General features: G+C 58.3%; 13 protein-coding genes and 1 pseudogene. 5 read left to right on the top strand and 9 right to left on the bottom strand.

The window, feature by feature from the left end; genetic code table 11:
- Positions 1–7: 7 nt before the first annotated feature.
- The 8 genes from J2X56_RS24710 to J2X56_RS24745 form a co-directional block, all read right to left on the bottom strand.
- Complete coding sequence (locus J2X56_RS24710; protein ID WP_121037242.1) at positions 8–949, bottom strand: phosphatidate cytidylyltransferase; 942 nt, start codon at positions 947–949, stop codon at positions 8–10.
- 16 nt (positions 950–965) lie between these two features.
- A complete protein-coding gene (locus J2X56_RS24715) occupies positions 966–1,586 on the bottom strand; it encodes a 1-acyl-sn-glycerol-3-phosphate acyltransferase (RefSeq protein ID WP_083859687.1) in 621 nt (206 codons plus the stop codon).
- A gap of 20 nt (positions 1,587–1,606) precedes the next feature.
- Positions 1,607–2,137, bottom strand: a complete 531-nt coding sequence (locus J2X56_RS24720) for a hypothetical protein (protein ID WP_240733822.1) — start codon at positions 2,135–2,137, stop codon at positions 1,607–1,609.
- On the bottom strand, positions 2,130–3,488 hold the full coding sequence (locus J2X56_RS24725; RefSeq protein WP_245202312.1) for a phosphatase PAP2/dual specificity phosphatase family protein: 1,359 nt from the start codon (positions 3,486–3,488) through the stop codon (positions 2,130–2,132). Before J2X56_RS24725 ends, J2X56_RS24720 begins: the two co-directional genes overlap by 8 nt.
- Positions 3,485–5,236 (bottom strand): bifunctional alpha/beta hydrolase/class I SAM-dependent methyltransferase, encoded by a 1,752-nt coding sequence (locus tag J2X56_RS24730; RefSeq protein ID WP_121037239.1) that lies wholly within the window; start codon positions 5,234–5,236, stop codon positions 3,485–3,487. Before J2X56_RS24730 ends, J2X56_RS24725 begins: the two co-directional genes overlap by 4 nt.
- Positions 5,233–5,847, bottom strand: a complete 615-nt coding sequence (locus J2X56_RS24735; protein WP_121037236.1) for a CDP-alcohol phosphatidyltransferase family protein — start codon at positions 5,845–5,847, stop codon at positions 5,233–5,235. Before J2X56_RS24735 ends, J2X56_RS24730 begins: the two co-directional genes overlap by 4 nt.
- A gap of 317 nt (positions 5,848–6,164) precedes the next feature.
- Positions 6,165–6,794, bottom strand: coding sequence for a LysE family translocator (locus tag J2X56_RS24740; protein ID WP_121037234.1), 630 nt, complete (start codon positions 6,792–6,794; stop codon positions 6,165–6,167).
- A gap of 158 nt (positions 6,795–6,952) precedes the next feature.
- Positions 6,953–7,429 (bottom strand): ATP-binding protein, encoded by a 477-nt coding sequence (locus tag J2X56_RS24745; protein WP_310163575.1) that lies wholly within the window; start codon positions 7,427–7,429, stop codon positions 6,953–6,955.
- A 59-nt stretch (positions 7,430–7,488) separates the two neighbouring features.
- On the opposite strand from J2X56_RS24745, the gene J2X56_RS24750 reads away from it, so the two are divergent.
- From J2X56_RS24750 to J2X56_RS24765, 5 genes and pseudogenes are all read left to right on the top strand, one after another.
- Positions 7,489–8,157 carry a TnsA endonuclease N-terminal domain-containing protein gene (locus J2X56_RS24750; RefSeq protein WP_310163543.1) on the top strand — a complete coding sequence of 223 codons (669 nt, stop codon included), beginning with the start codon at positions 7,489–7,491 and terminating at the stop codon, positions 8,155–8,157.
- A 3-nt stretch (positions 8,158–8,160) separates the two neighbouring features.
- Positions 8,161–10,206, top strand: coding sequence for a Mu transposase C-terminal domain-containing protein (locus J2X56_RS24755; RefSeq protein WP_310163546.1), 2,046 nt, complete (start codon positions 8,161–8,163; stop codon positions 10,204–10,206).
- Entirely contained in the window at positions 10,196–11,116 is a 921-nt protein-coding gene (locus J2X56_RS24760) for a TniB family NTP-binding protein (protein WP_310163549.1), read from the top strand. The genes J2X56_RS24755 and J2X56_RS24760 overlap by 11 nt, the downstream gene beginning before the upstream one ends.
- A gap of 15 nt (positions 11,117–11,131) precedes the next feature.
- A pseudogene (locus J2X56_RS27065) lies at positions 11,132–11,554 on the top strand (TniQ family protein); the annotation flags it as partial.
- A gap of 120 nt (positions 11,555–11,674) precedes the next feature.
- On the top strand, positions 11,675–12,715 hold the full coding sequence (locus J2X56_RS24765) for a hypothetical protein (RefSeq protein ID WP_310163553.1): 1,041 nt from the start codon (positions 11,675–11,677) through the stop codon (positions 12,713–12,715).
- 37 nt (positions 12,716–12,752) lie between these two features.
- Here J2X56_RS24765 and J2X56_RS24770 read toward each other — a convergent pair whose 3' ends face one another.
- A complete protein-coding gene (locus tag J2X56_RS24770) occupies positions 12,753–12,965 on the bottom strand; it encodes a hypothetical protein (RefSeq protein ID WP_310163556.1) in 213 nt (70 codons plus the stop codon).
- Positions 12,966–14,554: the final 1,589 nt, after the last annotated feature.

Below are 14,554 nucleotides of genomic sequence, written 5' to 3' on the forward strand. Positions count from 1 at the left end.
TGGTGCTTCAGTGCACCCACCAGTAGCGCAGGATATGAAAGAAAATCGGTGCCGAGAAACTGATCGAATCGACCCGGTCCAGCATGCCGCCATGGCCTTCGATCATGGCACCCCAGTCCTTGAGTCCGCGGTCACGCTTGATCGCCGACAGCACGAATCCCCCGAAGAAGCCCAGAATGTTGATGGTCAGCGCCACCAGCGCCGCCTGCCACACATTGAAAGGCGTGATCCAGTACAGCGCAGCACCGACGGCGGTGGACGTCAGCACGCCCCCGACCAGGCCTTCCAGCGTCTTGGAAGGTGAAATCTGCGGGGCCAGCTTGCGCTTGCCGAACAGCTTGCCCCACACGTACTGGAACACATCACTGGATTGCACCGTCAGCACCAGGAACACGATGAGCTGCAGGTTGCGGCCTTCGAAGCCCTCGATGGGCAGCGTCAGCAGGGCCGGCACGTGCGAGATGCAGTAGACGCAGATCATCAGCCCCCACTGCACCTTGGCCGCACGCTCCAGGAAATGCTTGGTATCGGTGGAGAGCGAGGCCGAGATTGGCAGCAGCAGGAAGGCGTAGACCGGGATCAGGATGGAGAACAGGCCATACCAGTCCATCCCGATGAGCACGTACTGCAGCGGCAGGAACACGAAGAAGCACCACAGCAGCGCCCGATGGTCGCCCACGCGGGTGTAGGTGACGGAAATGAATTCACGCAGCGCCTGCAGCGAGATGAAGGCAAACAGCACCACCACGCCGGTCTTGCCGATCCAGAACGCGATGGCCAGCGCGCCGATCATCCACCACCAGGCCTTGATGCGGGCATTGAGATTGTCGATGACGCTGCTGCTGCGTCCGGCCAGCCGCCAGCGCAGCAGGCCACCAACCGAACTGGCCAGGGCGAGGACGGCGAACACGCCGCCAAACAGGGCGATGAGGGTATCTTGAGGAGTCATGGTCGTTCGTCGCGGATCATTCGGCCACGGGGGCCAAGGCGAGCAGGGCCTGGCGGGTGCGGGCCAGGAATTGTTCCTTGCTTTCGTCGGGGCGCAGCATCAAGGGCTCGCCGAAGCTGAGGGTGCAGAGCAGCGGCAGCGGCACCAGATGGCCTTTGGGCATGGCCCGGCCGAGGTTCTCGATCCACACCGGCACCAGTTCCACTTCCGGATGAGCGCAGGCCAGGTGGTACAGCCCGCTCTTGAAGGGCAGCAGGCCCTCTTCCAGGTTGCGCGTGCCTTCCGGGAACAGGATCAGCGATTCACCCCCTGCCAGCACCTGCCCCATCACGCCGATGGGATCGGCGCTACGGCCAGCCTGGCGGTCCACCAGTACACCCCGGAAGACCCGATTGATCACATAGCGCCGCACGGCACTGCTGAGCCAGTAGTCCGAGCCGGCCACTGGCCGGGTGCGCTTGCGCATGGCGCGCGGCAGCATGCTCCAGACCAGCACGAAATCACCGTGGCTGCGGTGGTTGGGATAGTAGACACGCAGCTTGCCGGGATCGGGCGCGGCAAACCAGCGGGCGCGCACGCCCGTGAGGACGCGGGCGAAGGTGCAGATGGCGGAGGCGAAGAGGCGGTCGATCAGCATACAAATTCAGTTTTCAAGGATCAGGAAAGGAACAGTAACGCCAGGGTGACCACCCAGGCCACCACCTGCAAGGCCAGGTATCGGACCTGATTCTTCACCAGGCGGCGTACCCCGGCGATGCGTTGCGCCAGCGGGCGCGGCGCCGCACCGGCTTTGGGCCCAAGACCGCTGTCTGCGAGGGCCAGGTCAAAGGCAGCCAGATCGTCCTGCGGTGGATTTCCCTGGTGCCAGCGGCGCGCCCATGAGGTGAAGATGGGGACATCGAAGGCGCAGCGCAGCGCGAAACTGCATTCGGCGATCCCGAACACGATGGACAGCGCCAGCGCAGCCCAGACTGCAGGGCCGCCTGGATGCAAGACCAGCAAGACCAGCGCGCAGAGGCTGAGCAGGCGGCTGGTGTTGTCCAGCGGACGGCTCACGGCCAGGATTGCCAGGGCAATGTCGGCCTGGTGGGCTGCCTGCTGCGCAGCTGGGGCGTTTTCAGGCGGGAGGCCTTGATGAGCGGCATCGTTGGCGGCATCGCTGCCGGATCCTTGGCGCAGGTCAGACATGGCGTTCTCCCTTCAGCAACTGCTGCTCGACCTCCCGCAGGCGTTCCCGCAGCGCGGCGTTGATGACCACCGTGGGGCGGCGTTCGGCCAATAGCGCGAGAGCAGAGTCCATGTCGGGACAGCGTCCGCTCAGGCACAGCCAGGTCGCCACTGCAGCAGCGCTGCGCGAATAGCCCAGCGCACAGGCCACCAGCACGGGTCCATGGCTGCGCAGCGATTCGATGCTGCGGGCGGCCGCCAGCAATTGGTCGGCGTCGGGGGCGACCAGGTCCAGCCAGGCATGGCCGGCATAAGCCCACGGACCGCGCGGGGCGGGCAGTTCGGCGCAGAGGTCGCACAGGGCGGCGAACGGGCTGGCGCGCAGCTCGGCAGCGCTTGGCAAGCGGCCCAGCCAGACATCCCCGGTGATGGGATCTGGCTGCGGACGGCGGCGGGTCCACAGGCGGGCATTGAGCCAGGCACCCAATACATGTGGAGCCAGCAACCAGGTGACGGCCAGCGACCGGCGGCCGTCGTGCTTCTGGAAACCGGCGGCACCGGCATGGGCGTAATTCCAAGCCACGATGGCCAGCGACAAGGCCAGCCAGCCCAGTGGGGCGGCCAAGGCGCGCACGGAGATTGCCAGCGCCAGTGCCAGCAAGGCTCCCAGCGCGTAGGCCAGCGCCAGACGCATGCGTCGCGCACTGCGCTGGCCGCTGCGGCGCAGCGGCGTACCCCCCTCATCCGGCCACAGCCACAGGCAGAACAGGCCCAGCATGGCACCGGTCGGGATATCAATGAAGTGATGCTGCCAGGTCGTCAGCACGGACAGGCCGATCAGCAGCGCCCAGCCATGGATGACCAGCTGCCAGAACCAGTGCGTGCGCAGCCGGGCGAACTGGACCCAGATCAGCACCAGCAGTGCGATATGCAGCGAGGGGGCTTGGTTGAAGGGCAGGTCGAAGGCCGCCAGCGAGGCGAAGAGCGCGCCAAACAGTCCGTCGGTGGCCGGCCGCACGAAGGCAAAGCGCAGCGGAAAGGCCAGGAAGCAGGCCACCGCGATCAGCTGCGTCGTCAGCAGCCGCAGCGCGTGGCGATCGGTCTCGCGCGGGGTGCGGCAGCACAGGAAGGAAAATCCGTAGAGCAGGTCGATGGACCAATAGGGCAGGATGGTCCAGGGCAGGAAGGGAATATGACGCTCCCAGCCATAGAAGAAGCTGGGCACGCTGGCGCGCGCGGCGGCTGCATGGTTGGCGAAGCCATAGCTGAGGAAGAACAGCGGCCCCAGCAACAGCAGCCAGGCCACGCCGCGCTTCCACGGCAGCGGCGTGGCCGGTGCTGCCGCGGGCAGCAGGCGGTCGGCCTGGCTCATGCGGCCTTGCGCCGGGCCAGCGAGACGGTAAAGATGCCCCACTGGTCGATGCGCTGTTCGATCTTCTCGAACCCCGCTTCGGCCACCAACTGGTCCATCTCGGCTTGCGTGCGGCGGCGCATGACCCAGGCCTGGCCGCCGCGATGGCTGGTCAGGGCGCGGGCGATCAGTTCCAGTTGCGGATGCCAGGGCTGGCCGGTGTAGACCAGATAGCCACCCGGCGCGATGGCATCGGCCAGTCCGGCCAGGGAGGTGGCCACGGCGTCATTGTCCGGGAACAGTTCGTACAGGCCGGAGACGATGCCCACCGTCGGGCGCGGCGTGACGGCGGCCAGGCTGGCGCGGTCGAAGGCGTCTCCCTGCACGAAGCGGGCAATGTCGGCGAGGCCCTTGTCGGCAATCAGCGCCGTGCCTTGCTGCACATTCAGTTCGCTGTAGTCGCGCAGCAGGATGGAGTGGGGACGCGGTCCCTGGCCCAGCGCTTCCAGTACGTAGCGGCCATGGCCGGCGGCGATGTCAAGCACGTGCAGCGGCTGTCCCTCGGCCTGCAGGCGGGCCAGGGCCGTGCGCAGCAATTCTTCCACATGCAGCTTGCGCTGGCGGATGCCTTTCCAGCCGATCGCGTCCAGATACTGGCGATCGATGGCGCGGCCCAGCGGACCGACGCCTTCGGAGGTGTTGCGGTAGACGTAGTCGAGCGTGCTGCCCGAATCAAAACCGGTGCGATGCCCCAGCGCCACGCCCTTGGAGAGCAGGCCGCCCAGCTTCATGTTGGCGCGGTAACCGGCCCAGTACAGCCCCTTGGGGCTGAGAGCGGGCAGCGGCGCGGACAGCTGGCGCGACTCCTCGAAGGTCGGGCCCTGGCGGTGCGACTGGCGCAGGTCCGGACGGGCCCAGGCTTGGGAGAATTGACGCAGGATGAATTCACGCGCCAGGTCAGTGGCGATCTTGCGGTCCTTCTCGCCGAAGGTGTCGTGATAGAAGCCGGGGAGGACGTGCTTTTCCTTCACTGGTGTGCCCAGGCGTGCGAAGAAATCGTGCTGGGGGCCATGGTGCACCACCCAGTCCGCGCCGGATATGAGCAATTGCGTGGGAATGGTGATGGCCTGGGCATCGGCGACCACGCGTTCGGCCGCTTCATACAGCGCCAGCAGGATATTCACGGAGATCGGACGGCTGATCAGCGGATCGCTGTCGTAGGAGGCCTGGCGCTGCCGGTCGTGGGTCAGATACTTCGCCTTGACGTAGCTGTTGACGAAGAAATTGCCGCGCAGCTTCTGCTGCAGGGCCAGTCCCGGACGGGCGAACGGAACATAAAGCTTCACCTTGAAGGCGGGCGAGGCCAGCACCAGGCAGCGTACGCGGGGCGCGTAGTCATGCGCCCAGGTCGAGACCAGCACCGCGCCCACGCTCTGGGCCAGCACGGCCATGTCTTCCTCGGCCACCTGCCACTGGTCGCGCAGATGGTGGATGAAGGTTTGCACGTCCCGCACCGAGTGCGCAAAGCTCGGGGAATAGCCACGCGGGCCGGGCGAACGGCCATGGCCGCGCGCATCCCAGGCATAGAAATCGAAATCGGAGAGGCCGAGTTCATCGACCAGATGCTCCATGCGCCCGCCGTGCTCGTGGCCGCGATGGAACATGACGACAGCGCCGCGCCGCTGCGGGCCGGTGGCCGGCCAGCGGCGATAGAACAGGGATTGGCCGTCGTGGGTGGTGAACTGGTGTTCCTGGCAGGATCGTGTCATGGGTGGGGGGCGGCGCGCAGGCCGCTGCGGATGCGGTTGACGATATTGAGGAGGATGGCGGCGACAGCCAGCGGCAGCACCCAGAAGATCCAGCCCGGGAGGCTGCCGGCCAGTCCCAGCCACAAGCCCAGCGCGCCGAACAGGAAGGCGCGGTCGCTCTTGCCCATGGGGCCGTCGTACTGGCGCGGCGCACCGACCATGGGGCCGAGCGCCCCGGTCATCTCCGACACCGCCGACAGGAAGATCACTCCGCCCACGCTGGCCCAGCCAAATGGGGCCACCAGCGCAAAGGGCAGGTACAGGGCGGCATCGGAGACGACGTCGGTCAGCTCGTTGAGATAGGCCCCCAGCGCCGACTGCTGGCCGAATTCACGCGCCAGCATGCCATCCACGGCATTGAAGGCCATGCGCAGGAACATCCACAGCGGCAGCAGCAGGAACAGCGCCGGCCGCTGCGGCCCGGCCACGAACAGCAGCGCGCCCAGTGCCAGCGAGACCAGCATGGCCAGCACGGTGACCGCATTGGCCGTCACGCCGGCCTCGGCCAGGGCACGCACCATCGGCCGCAAGAGTGCCTGAAAGCGGGGTTTGAGTTGATAGATGCTGATCATGCGGCACCTGCCGCACGGTCGTCGGGGAGGGAAGAGGGCATGGGGGATCGTCCTTGTTGTCGATTCTGATTTGTTATTTGTTGTATCGGGCGAAGCTCACCTTAGGCAACGCAATGACGATTTCTGTTCCCGGCTTATGCGAGCAGAAGTTGAATCCGAGGGAATGAAAAGGGGGAGTTCTCGTCGCCGTTCGAGGCTTGCGTTGACTGAATGTCATCGGCTTTGGCGCCTTTGCGCAGGCAGGCGAGGGAGAAGGCGACGTAACGATGCGCTCCCGGTGAGCGCATCGTTACGTCGGGAAGTGAGGCGGGGGAGGGTCAGCGGCGCTGGATCAGCATATGGACGGCCAGTCCGGCCAGCACGCTGCCCATCAGCCAGCGCTGCAGGCGTTGCCAGTGTGGACGGCCAGCCAGCAGGGCCGAGATGGAAGCCGCAGAGAAGGTGATCACGGCGTTCATGCTGACGCCGACCACGATCTGCGTCAGGCCCAGGGCGAAGGACTGGAGCAGTACGCTGCCGTGCTCGGGCTGGATGAATTGCGGTAGCAGCGACAGATACATCACGGCGATCTTGGGATTGAGCAGGCTGGTCAGCAGACCCATGCTGAAGAGTTTGCGGGGGCTGTCCGGGGGCGGGGTGCGCAGGGCAAACGGCGATCGGCCGCCTGGCTTGAGGGCTTGCCAGGCCAGGTAGAGCAGGTAGAGCGCTCCCGCCAGGCGCAGCGCGTCGTAGGCCAGCGGCAGGGTCATCAGCAGGGCGCTGATGCCCAGCGCGGTACAGAGCATGTAGAACACCAGCCCCAGCGCGATTCCGGCCAGCGAGATCAACCCGGCCTTGCGGCCCTGGCAGACCGAACGCGAGACCAGATAAAGCATGTTGGGGCCGGGGGTGAGCACCATGCCCAGGCAGAGGGCGGCGAAGGCCAGCAGGGTGGAGACAGTGGGCATGGCGATGATCCTCTTTCGGTCGGCAGGTGGGGGCGGCAGTCGATGCCGTGTGAATTGCAAGGCTAAAGCCCGGCCGGCCGAGGGAGAAGATACAGACGGTCCTCTTGCATGGCGCAACAGGGGAACGCTCTTGTCTGCCGGGACAGATCCGTTGCCGCTCAATTACCGGCCAGCATCCGCCGGTATTGCACTGCCTCGGCCACATGCGCCTGTGTGATTACATCGGACTCCGCCAGATCGGCGATGGTGCGCGCCAGTTTCAGCACCCGGTGATAGGCCCGCGCCGACCAGTTCAGCCGCAGCATGGCGGCTTGCAGCAGTTGGGCCGCCGCCACATCGTGCTGGCAGTGCCGGTCGATTTCGCTACCCCCCAGCTGGCTGTTGGGTTTGCCCTGGCGCTGGCGCTGTCGTTCAAACGCGCGCGCGACCCGTTCCGCGATGGCGGCGCTGGTTTCACCCGGCTGCTGGACGGCCAGTTCGGCGGGGCTCAGGGCGTTGACGTGCAGTTGCATGTCGATGCGGTCCAGCAGCGGGCCGGACAAGCGCGCCTGGTAGCGCTTGGGATTAACCCGAAGAGGATGGGAAAATTCGGCCCGTTTTTCGCAATATTTACCGAAGAGGATGGGAAAAAGAATCGAAGTGGGTAGGAAATTCCTGGAGTACTATCGAAGACGATGATAAAAAGGGGAAATCCATGATTGTCGTACCGGCCCGCAAAATTCCTGCCCGATATAGTGGTATTTCAGGGCGCTTCCCAAGTGTGAAAAACGGCCGTGAGATTTGGTACGAATCTCCTCTGGAACGCAACTTTATGTTGTTGCTCGAGTTCAATCCAGCGGTGTACAGGTATTGCGAACAGCCCGTCACAATCCGATACCGGAAATCGGTCTACAAAGGTGGTGCGCGTGAACCCGGCTATACTCCAGACCTCATTGTCTATTACCACCAAGAACAGTTCGAAGGTGGTAGATGGCCAGATCTGGCCGAGATCAAGCCACTTGATGTTTACAATAAAGAGCTAGAAGAGAGCGCTGATAAGTACGCAGCCGCCAACCAGTGGGCCGAAAATAACAATTGTCATTTTGTCACGTGGTCTGATGTTGATATCAATCTCGTTCGGCTGTCCAACGCGGACAATTTTTATTCGGCCTTGAAGCAGCAGTCAGATGGCTCTGTTGTACAGAAAATTTTGGATTTCACTCTTCAGCAAGGGGCGGAAGTTAGCGGAAATGAAATATTTGATCGTCTTGGAAAATCGCCAGAGATCGTTAACACCTTCCGGCACCTGATCGCTACAGCTCGCCTCAAAACGGACTGGAATAAGCCGATTAATGCCGCCACGAGGCTCACTCTGGAGGCATAGCCCATGAATGAAGATATCGAGATCGCAAGAGCTTTGCCGCCGATGAAGTTGGATCGGGGAGAGGTGGTCGTCTACCAGAAGATGCAATGGCTTATTCATCGCCAGGAGAGTCTGGCGTTGATGACGATTAAACGTAGGCGGAGCAACGGCACGGACGAAGTAAAAACAGTTCCTATCGTGGAATTGTCACCGTTGCTCGAAGAGACCGCGGCGCCGGTTCCAGCGCGCACCGATATCAATCTTGAAGATGTCTCGGCGGAAGCCATGGAAATGGCACAAAAACGATTGGCGGTGATTCGTCCCTTAATTGATGACGTTCGCGGGAAAACTCAGAAAACAAAGGATCTCGCAGCAGAGATGGGCGTGTCGCTCAGTACAGCCTATCGCTGGTTTAATCAGTGGCGCGCGAGTGAGCGAGTCAGTGACCTGATCGAACAGCCCCCGATGGGGGGTAAAGGAAAAGGCCGCCTTAGCGCGGAAGTTGAAGACGTTATCGAGAAAAAGATCCAAGCGCTAGGGGAGAAGAAGTCGCCGCTATCGTTTTCGGAGATACATCGACACGTTACTGAGTCGTGCCAACGGAAGGGGCTCACGGCTCCCTCCTTCGGTGCGCTCCTGCGCAGGATTGAATGGAGAGACCAGCGAGAATTCTTTATAAAGCGATCGGGAAAGAAGAGATCTGATCGGACAAGGCGCCGGTATCAAAACACCATCCTGGCCCCGTTCCCGCTGTCAATGGTGCAAATTGACCACGCCATTGCTGACGTGATCATCGTTCATGACCAAACTCGCTCGCCAATTGCCCGGCCCTGGATGACTATAGCGATTGATGTGTTTAGTCGAATGATCGTCGGCATATACGTCAGCCTGCAACATCCAAGTGCCACTTCTGTTGGCGCTTGCATCGCCCATGCGATTCTGCCCAAAGAGAACTATATACAAGGTGTCATAACCAAAGCTGGCATGCGCGATGTCGTTTCAACCGAAACGGAAATTAGTTGGCCAGTGTGGGGCGACATCAAAACACTGCATGCTGATAATGGTGCTGACTTGAAATGTGATCGCCTCAAGAAGCCAATGGAAGTATACGGCATCGAACGCCAGTTTCGTCCTGTCACTAAACCTCAGTATGGGAGCTACATTGAGTCCTATATTGGTAAGCAAAGTGCAAAGATGAAGATACTGCCCGGATACCAGGACAACACTCTTACGAGTCGAGACTACGATGCAGAAGAAAATGCCCGTTACTCCTTGGCTGAATTCGAGTATTGGCTGTTGGAACAGATCAACATTTATCATCACATGCCTCATTCCGGCCTGGATGGCGATACGCCCATTGATCGTTATGAACAAGGTTGGCTTGGGAACGACACTTTAGTCGCTCGAGGGCTTCCCGCGAAGCGACTAGACTTTGATCGCGTGAAAATAGATTTCCTGCCGGAAATTGAGCGGACGATTCAAGGTGACGGAGTTCAATACGCCAGTAGGACGTACTGGGCATCCGCCCTGAATAAGTGGATTGGGTATCGGCAAAAGAGTAATCCAGCAAAGAGCCCAGCGTATCGCTTTAAAGTAGATGACAGGGATGTGACGGTCATGTATTTCTGGGACCCCAAAGATGAGCGCTGGTACTTATGTCGGCCGACCTATACTGGTGCGACGCCGGGTACCCGCACTGAGTATGATGCGGCAAAGAGAGCCGTGAAGAAAGCTGGTGGTGACCCATCCAATCAACGCCAAACTTTTGATTCCATGGCGCGGCAGAAGGAGTTGAATGCTCGCGCGGTAGCGATAACAGTCGAGGCGATGAAGGCCAAACCGGCCAAAGGCACAGTTAAAAAGCCAACGAAGGGCCAACTGAAAGCGGACCAGAAGAGCAGAGAGCAGGAGTCTCGGCGCAGTGTGCAAGCGGACGCAGTTAAGCAGAATGCTACCGACCAACCCGTTCAAGCTGCTAATGAGAATAGGCCGCCGAAATCAAGACCTTCCCTAGCCACTCTCTCACGAAGGAATGTCGTAAAGCCGGAGGGAGGATTCAATGAATCTTGACCACCTGGACGAGGAATTCCAACCTTTGGCCTTAAAAAGCGATAAAGAGAGAATCGAACGAATACAGTCATTGAAGTGGATTGGGTACCCGCGGGCGAATAAAATTTTGCAGCGCATGGAGTGGCTATTTGGACATGCTCGCACAGACCGTATGCCGAACATGCTCCTGGTCGGCGAATCTATGAGCGGTAAAACCAGCATCGCAAAGCGGATGCTGGCTCTTCATCCTGCGCAAATCGGCCGCTCAGATCAGACGGACCATCGCCCGATCATCTATCTTCAATTGCTGGGATGTTCTACCCCCAAGGAATTTCTTCAAACGGTGTTGGAATCGGTTAATGCGTTCTATCCGCCGAGTGCTAAATTGCCCCGACTCATGGGTATGTTGGAAAAAATAATTCCTGCCATGGGGACGAAGTTACTCATCATTGATGAACTAGATCATCTTGTGAGTGGTACTCGAAAGGCACAACGAGATCTGCGGGATCAAATCAAATTGCTCGGTAACGAATTGCAGTTGCCGATTGTTGCTATCGGAACCATGCAATCAAGATCTGCATTTGAAACAGACCAGCAGCTCAGCAATCGCTTTCAGCCCTTCGAACTTCCGTCATGGAGATACGACAAGAGCGATCAGGCGGAGGAAGATCTACAAAGTTTAGAAGGGATACTTCAGTTGTGGGAAACAACTTGCCCTCTAAGAATGCGATCGCAAATTGTCAATGATGACTGTATTGAGAAAATCCATGAGGATACCTTGGGCTATATGGGATACATGATGCGGTATCTTATAGACGCATCGGAACATGCGATCAAGACCGGGCAGGAAAAGATAACGATCGACACGTTCAGCGAAATGACGTTCTACTTTGAAAACGCCGTCAAAAACCATCGCCGCGAAGCTGTCTGAGACACTCCATGCACTATGTGGCCGATTCGAACTCCACTGCAAACGGACGAGGCGCTTAGTACTTGGCTCGCCCGTTCTGCCGCCGCTATGGGGTTACACGCTCGCGAGCTGTATTCGACCGCTTTGGCTGGCTCAAGTATTTGGAATCGGGGTGATATTGATACAGCGGCAGTGCATTCGATCTTGGATACGTTATCGGAAGTGTCTGGTCAGGATATTGCTTCGCTTCGTCGAGCGACGTTTCATCGTTATGAGGGAATACTTTATGAAGACCGTAACGCCATAGACAGCAGAAATTGGATAGTGACGTGCGACACGATTCGGACCGAGAACGGACGAAGAGGCTATCCCGTTTGCCTGAAATGTCTGGCTACTGATCCGACGCCATATTTTCGCCTTAATTGGCGACTTGTATGCTGTCCTTTCTGCGCTATCCACAAATGCATGTTGGTGTGTCATTGCCCGGAGTGTGGAGCATCGATTCATCCTTGGGCGTATTCGACAGAGATGGTGCTTGATGCAATTCCTTACTGCCGTTGCGATCAATGCGGATGTGATTTGCGTAAGCACAAGCTTCCCGATACTCAGATCACTGACGGTGAAATTGATCACCTGGTATCTGAGGTAGAGGGAAGTTCTGCCAATAGAGTTGCCGGCGGGCCCCACGTAGTGCCGTTGGCATACTATTGGGGGCTAGGCATTGTCATCGCTCTTGTGGCGAGCCGCCGGTGGGGGCAAGCAATTCAAACGCTACTTGCACCACAAGCTGAAAATTGCGGAGAGCAGTTCGCGATAAATTATCGTGGTTCTATTGGGGCGCTTAGCCCGCATGAGCGTTTTTTGGTATGTAGCAGGGCGCTGAAGATACTGAAGAATTGGCCTGTATCCTTGTTTCAGATATGTCGCGATCTGGATCTACGACTCGCGTCGTTAACGGAGTTCAATCGCGGTCTTCCATACTGGATGCACCAGGAGCTGAACGCTGTATTGTCGCCTCGGTATCGGCCAAACTTTGACGAAGTGAAAGCTGCCGCACGAGCATTAAGCAATTCAGGCCAGGAAATCAATCGGCACCAGCTCGAACGCTTTATTGGTGTGATTGAGTCCAAGCACGTAGACATACAGATAGCGCCGTTACAATCAAAATTCAATATGGAGGAGGCGCGTAACTATTTTTCGCAATTCGATCGATTGATCTTCAATACCTCTGTTTCGAAAGGGCAGAAATATCGCATCGCACGCGACCGGACGATTACTGTCGCGGCCTGCGAGGGAAAAAGCGATCTGCAAAGTATATGTCGCTGGACCTGGTCTGAGCCGATTGTGCGGCGAGCCTATGCACTCAGCAAATCTCGTATTATTTCAGAACTACCCCCGAAAGTTGGGCGTTTCACTCCCAAAGAAATTGAGCACCACCTTGCTTGGTTCATCTCGAATTTTTGTCCCGATGGGGGCCGACCGAATTCAGCTGTCTTTGCCTCGAGGTCGGGAAAAGCAGTAGATGTGGAGACGGTTCGCATTACCTCTGGTCAAGTTAAAAAATTAGCGGGGCTGAAGTATGTGCGAACCTGTATTACTGGATTGAGCCGGCGCAAATAACATGGAACAGTAGTCAGCACGTCGGAACGTTCTTCCACTATATTTGTTTGGTGTCTAGAAGCTCTTTAATGCGTGCTAGCTTTTCCTCAGCAACTGCCGCTCTCTCGCGGTAATCTTCGGCCTCCTTCAAAAGGGCCGCAATTTTGTACCAGTAGACAGAACCAAGATCGCCGCCTTCTTGCTGGAGTAGCTCCATTGTTTCAAGTGCAATCGACAGGTTCATCCTGTCGCGCAATTCGGGGTTAATCACAACCAACTCCTAGTGGAAGGTATGCTTTCAGTATAGGCTACCCAGTGCGCTGTTCAAGCCTCGGTTAATGGAAAAAGGGATTTGTACGGGGCAGTGACAGTTGCATCAGCTTCGCTTGTAAATCGTTCTCATGACAGCGAGCGGGAGAACGGAATGATAGACGTGTTCCTACCTGGAATTATTCGACGAGGGTACATCCACGATCGCATCTCGGTCAGGGAAATCTCCCGCTGGCTGGACATCTCTTGGAAGACGGTTCGCCGCTATATCCGATCCGGAGCGATGGAGCCTTCCTACCTCTCTAGGCAATCGTCCAGTGCCCTGGATAAATTCGCGCCACGATTTTCTGCTTGGCTCAGCGCTGAGGCGGTCAAATCTCGCAAGCAGAGAGGAACCCTGAAACAGATGTTCTTGGACTTAAGTGAGCTTGGATATGAAGGGTCGCATGAACGTGTGGCTGCCTTTGGAAGGCAGTGGAAGGTGGGCCAAATGGAGAAGGCAATTCTGCACGCTAATCAACAGACACCTTAAGCTCCGCCGCCTCTGTTGGGCCAAAGCCTAAGTCGGCGAACACATCGCCGTCTGCATGCGTGGTGTGTCGTGACTTGGTCTCGGTAGCCATCTTTCTTTGTTCTTAAGGGACCGTCCTGATTTCTGTGCAGCAGCGATATCACTTAGTTCGCGCGCAAGCACTTCCGACCAGCCAGTTATGGTGTAAGAATTTATCTACAAAAATAGTAATTTTGCTATTTTAACAATATCGCTTTGACCTGATCGAGAATCCAGTCTAGCTCTCGCTCGGTGTAGCCCCACCTTTTGTTGACAATTCTCTCACGGACGCTAGGGAGAAGACTTTCGAGGGTAGTACCGGGAACGGCAGAAAGTTTCGCGCTGCAGTATGGCGTTAGATACCGTGCAAACTGACGGCAAACTTCAAACCTCTCTATGAGCTCGGAGTCGGTCCAACCTTCTCGGTATCGGCCCTGGGCCTCCCGCAGTACCAGTTTATGCTGAGCGCCCCCAATTGCATAAAGATGGCGAGATCTGGGAAAATCCTCGGGTACGTCCGATAAAGTGAGAGAGCCCATTGTGTTACGCCCCACGATTTTGCCGCCGACTGAAAGGACAACGCTGCCGAACGCTCTCGAGGCGGCTCCCTTTGAGCGTTTTGAAGAAATGTAACAGAGGTGATTTCAGATTTTCCTCACTGGAAACCACCACGAGCGTCGCCATCGCCCACTAAGGCTGAATCATCTTATATTTCCATGAAATGGAAACTATCAATTTAGCCTTAATTAGTACTTTAACGTGGCGAAAAATGCTCCGGAAAATGAGAATATCCGCGCACTGCCCCTCCAGCTCAAATGCAAATTGAGCTTGCGAGTAGTGGATGGGTTGCTCCCGAGCAAATTTTGGGAACATAGATAGCTCACCAGCGTTCGAATCCTTTCCAGCTTCATCGCCGCCTTTTAGTTGAAGTCGATCGAAGGTCTTCTGACCTGCGTCGATAATTTGTAGCCAGTCAGGCAGTGAGTCGGTTGTCGATCATATTCGATTCCAGCCAGGCTCGACGGACCGTAGCTGGAGGT

Origin of the sequence: Herbaspirillum sp. 1173 (assembly GCF_031455335.1) — a bacterium.
Taxonomy (GTDB): Bacteria; Pseudomonadota; Gammaproteobacteria; order Burkholderiales; family Burkholderiaceae_D; genus Herbaspirillum; species Herbaspirillum huttiense.

What these genes read in the sequence shown, in the direction of transcription:
- J2X56_RS24740 (WP_121037234.1), bottom strand. Translation starts at nt 6,794, where the DNA reads ATGCCCACTGTCTCCACCCTGCTGGCCTTCGCCGCCCTCTGCCTGGGC.
- J2X56_RS24715 (WP_083859687.1), bottom strand. Translation starts at nt 1,586, where the DNA reads ATGCTGATCGACCGCCTCTTCGCCTCCGCCATCTGCACCTTCGCCCGC.
- J2X56_RS24725 (WP_245202312.1), bottom strand. Translation starts at nt 3,488, where the DNA reads ATGAGCCAGGCCGACCGCCTGCTGCCCGCGGCAGCACCGGCCACGCCG.
- J2X56_RS24750 (WP_310163543.1), top strand. Translation starts at nt 7,489, where the DNA reads ATGATTGTCGTACCGGCCCGCAAAATTCCTGCCCGATATAGTGGTATT.
- J2X56_RS24735 (WP_121037236.1), bottom strand. Translation starts at nt 5,847, where the DNA reads ATGATCAGCATCTATCAACTCAAACCCCGCTTTCAGGCACTCTTGCGG.
- J2X56_RS24730 (WP_121037239.1), bottom strand. Translation starts at nt 5,236, where the DNA reads ATGACACGATCCTGCCAGGAACACCAGTTCACCACCCACGACGGCCAA.
- J2X56_RS24755 (WP_310163546.1), top strand. Translation starts at nt 8,161, where the DNA reads ATGAATGAAGATATCGAGATCGCAAGAGCTTTGCCGCCGATGAAGTTG.
- J2X56_RS24720 (WP_240733822.1), bottom strand. Translation starts at nt 2,137, where the DNA reads ATGTCTGACCTGCGCCAAGGATCCGGCAGCGATGCCGCCAACGATGCC.
- J2X56_RS24710 (WP_121037242.1), bottom strand. Translation starts at nt 949, where the DNA reads ATGACTCCTCAAGATACCCTCATCGCCCTGTTTGGCGGCGTGTTCGCC.
- J2X56_RS24760 (WP_310163549.1), top strand. Translation starts at nt 10,196, where the DNA reads ATGAATCTTGACCACCTGGACGAGGAATTCCAACCTTTGGCCTTAAAA.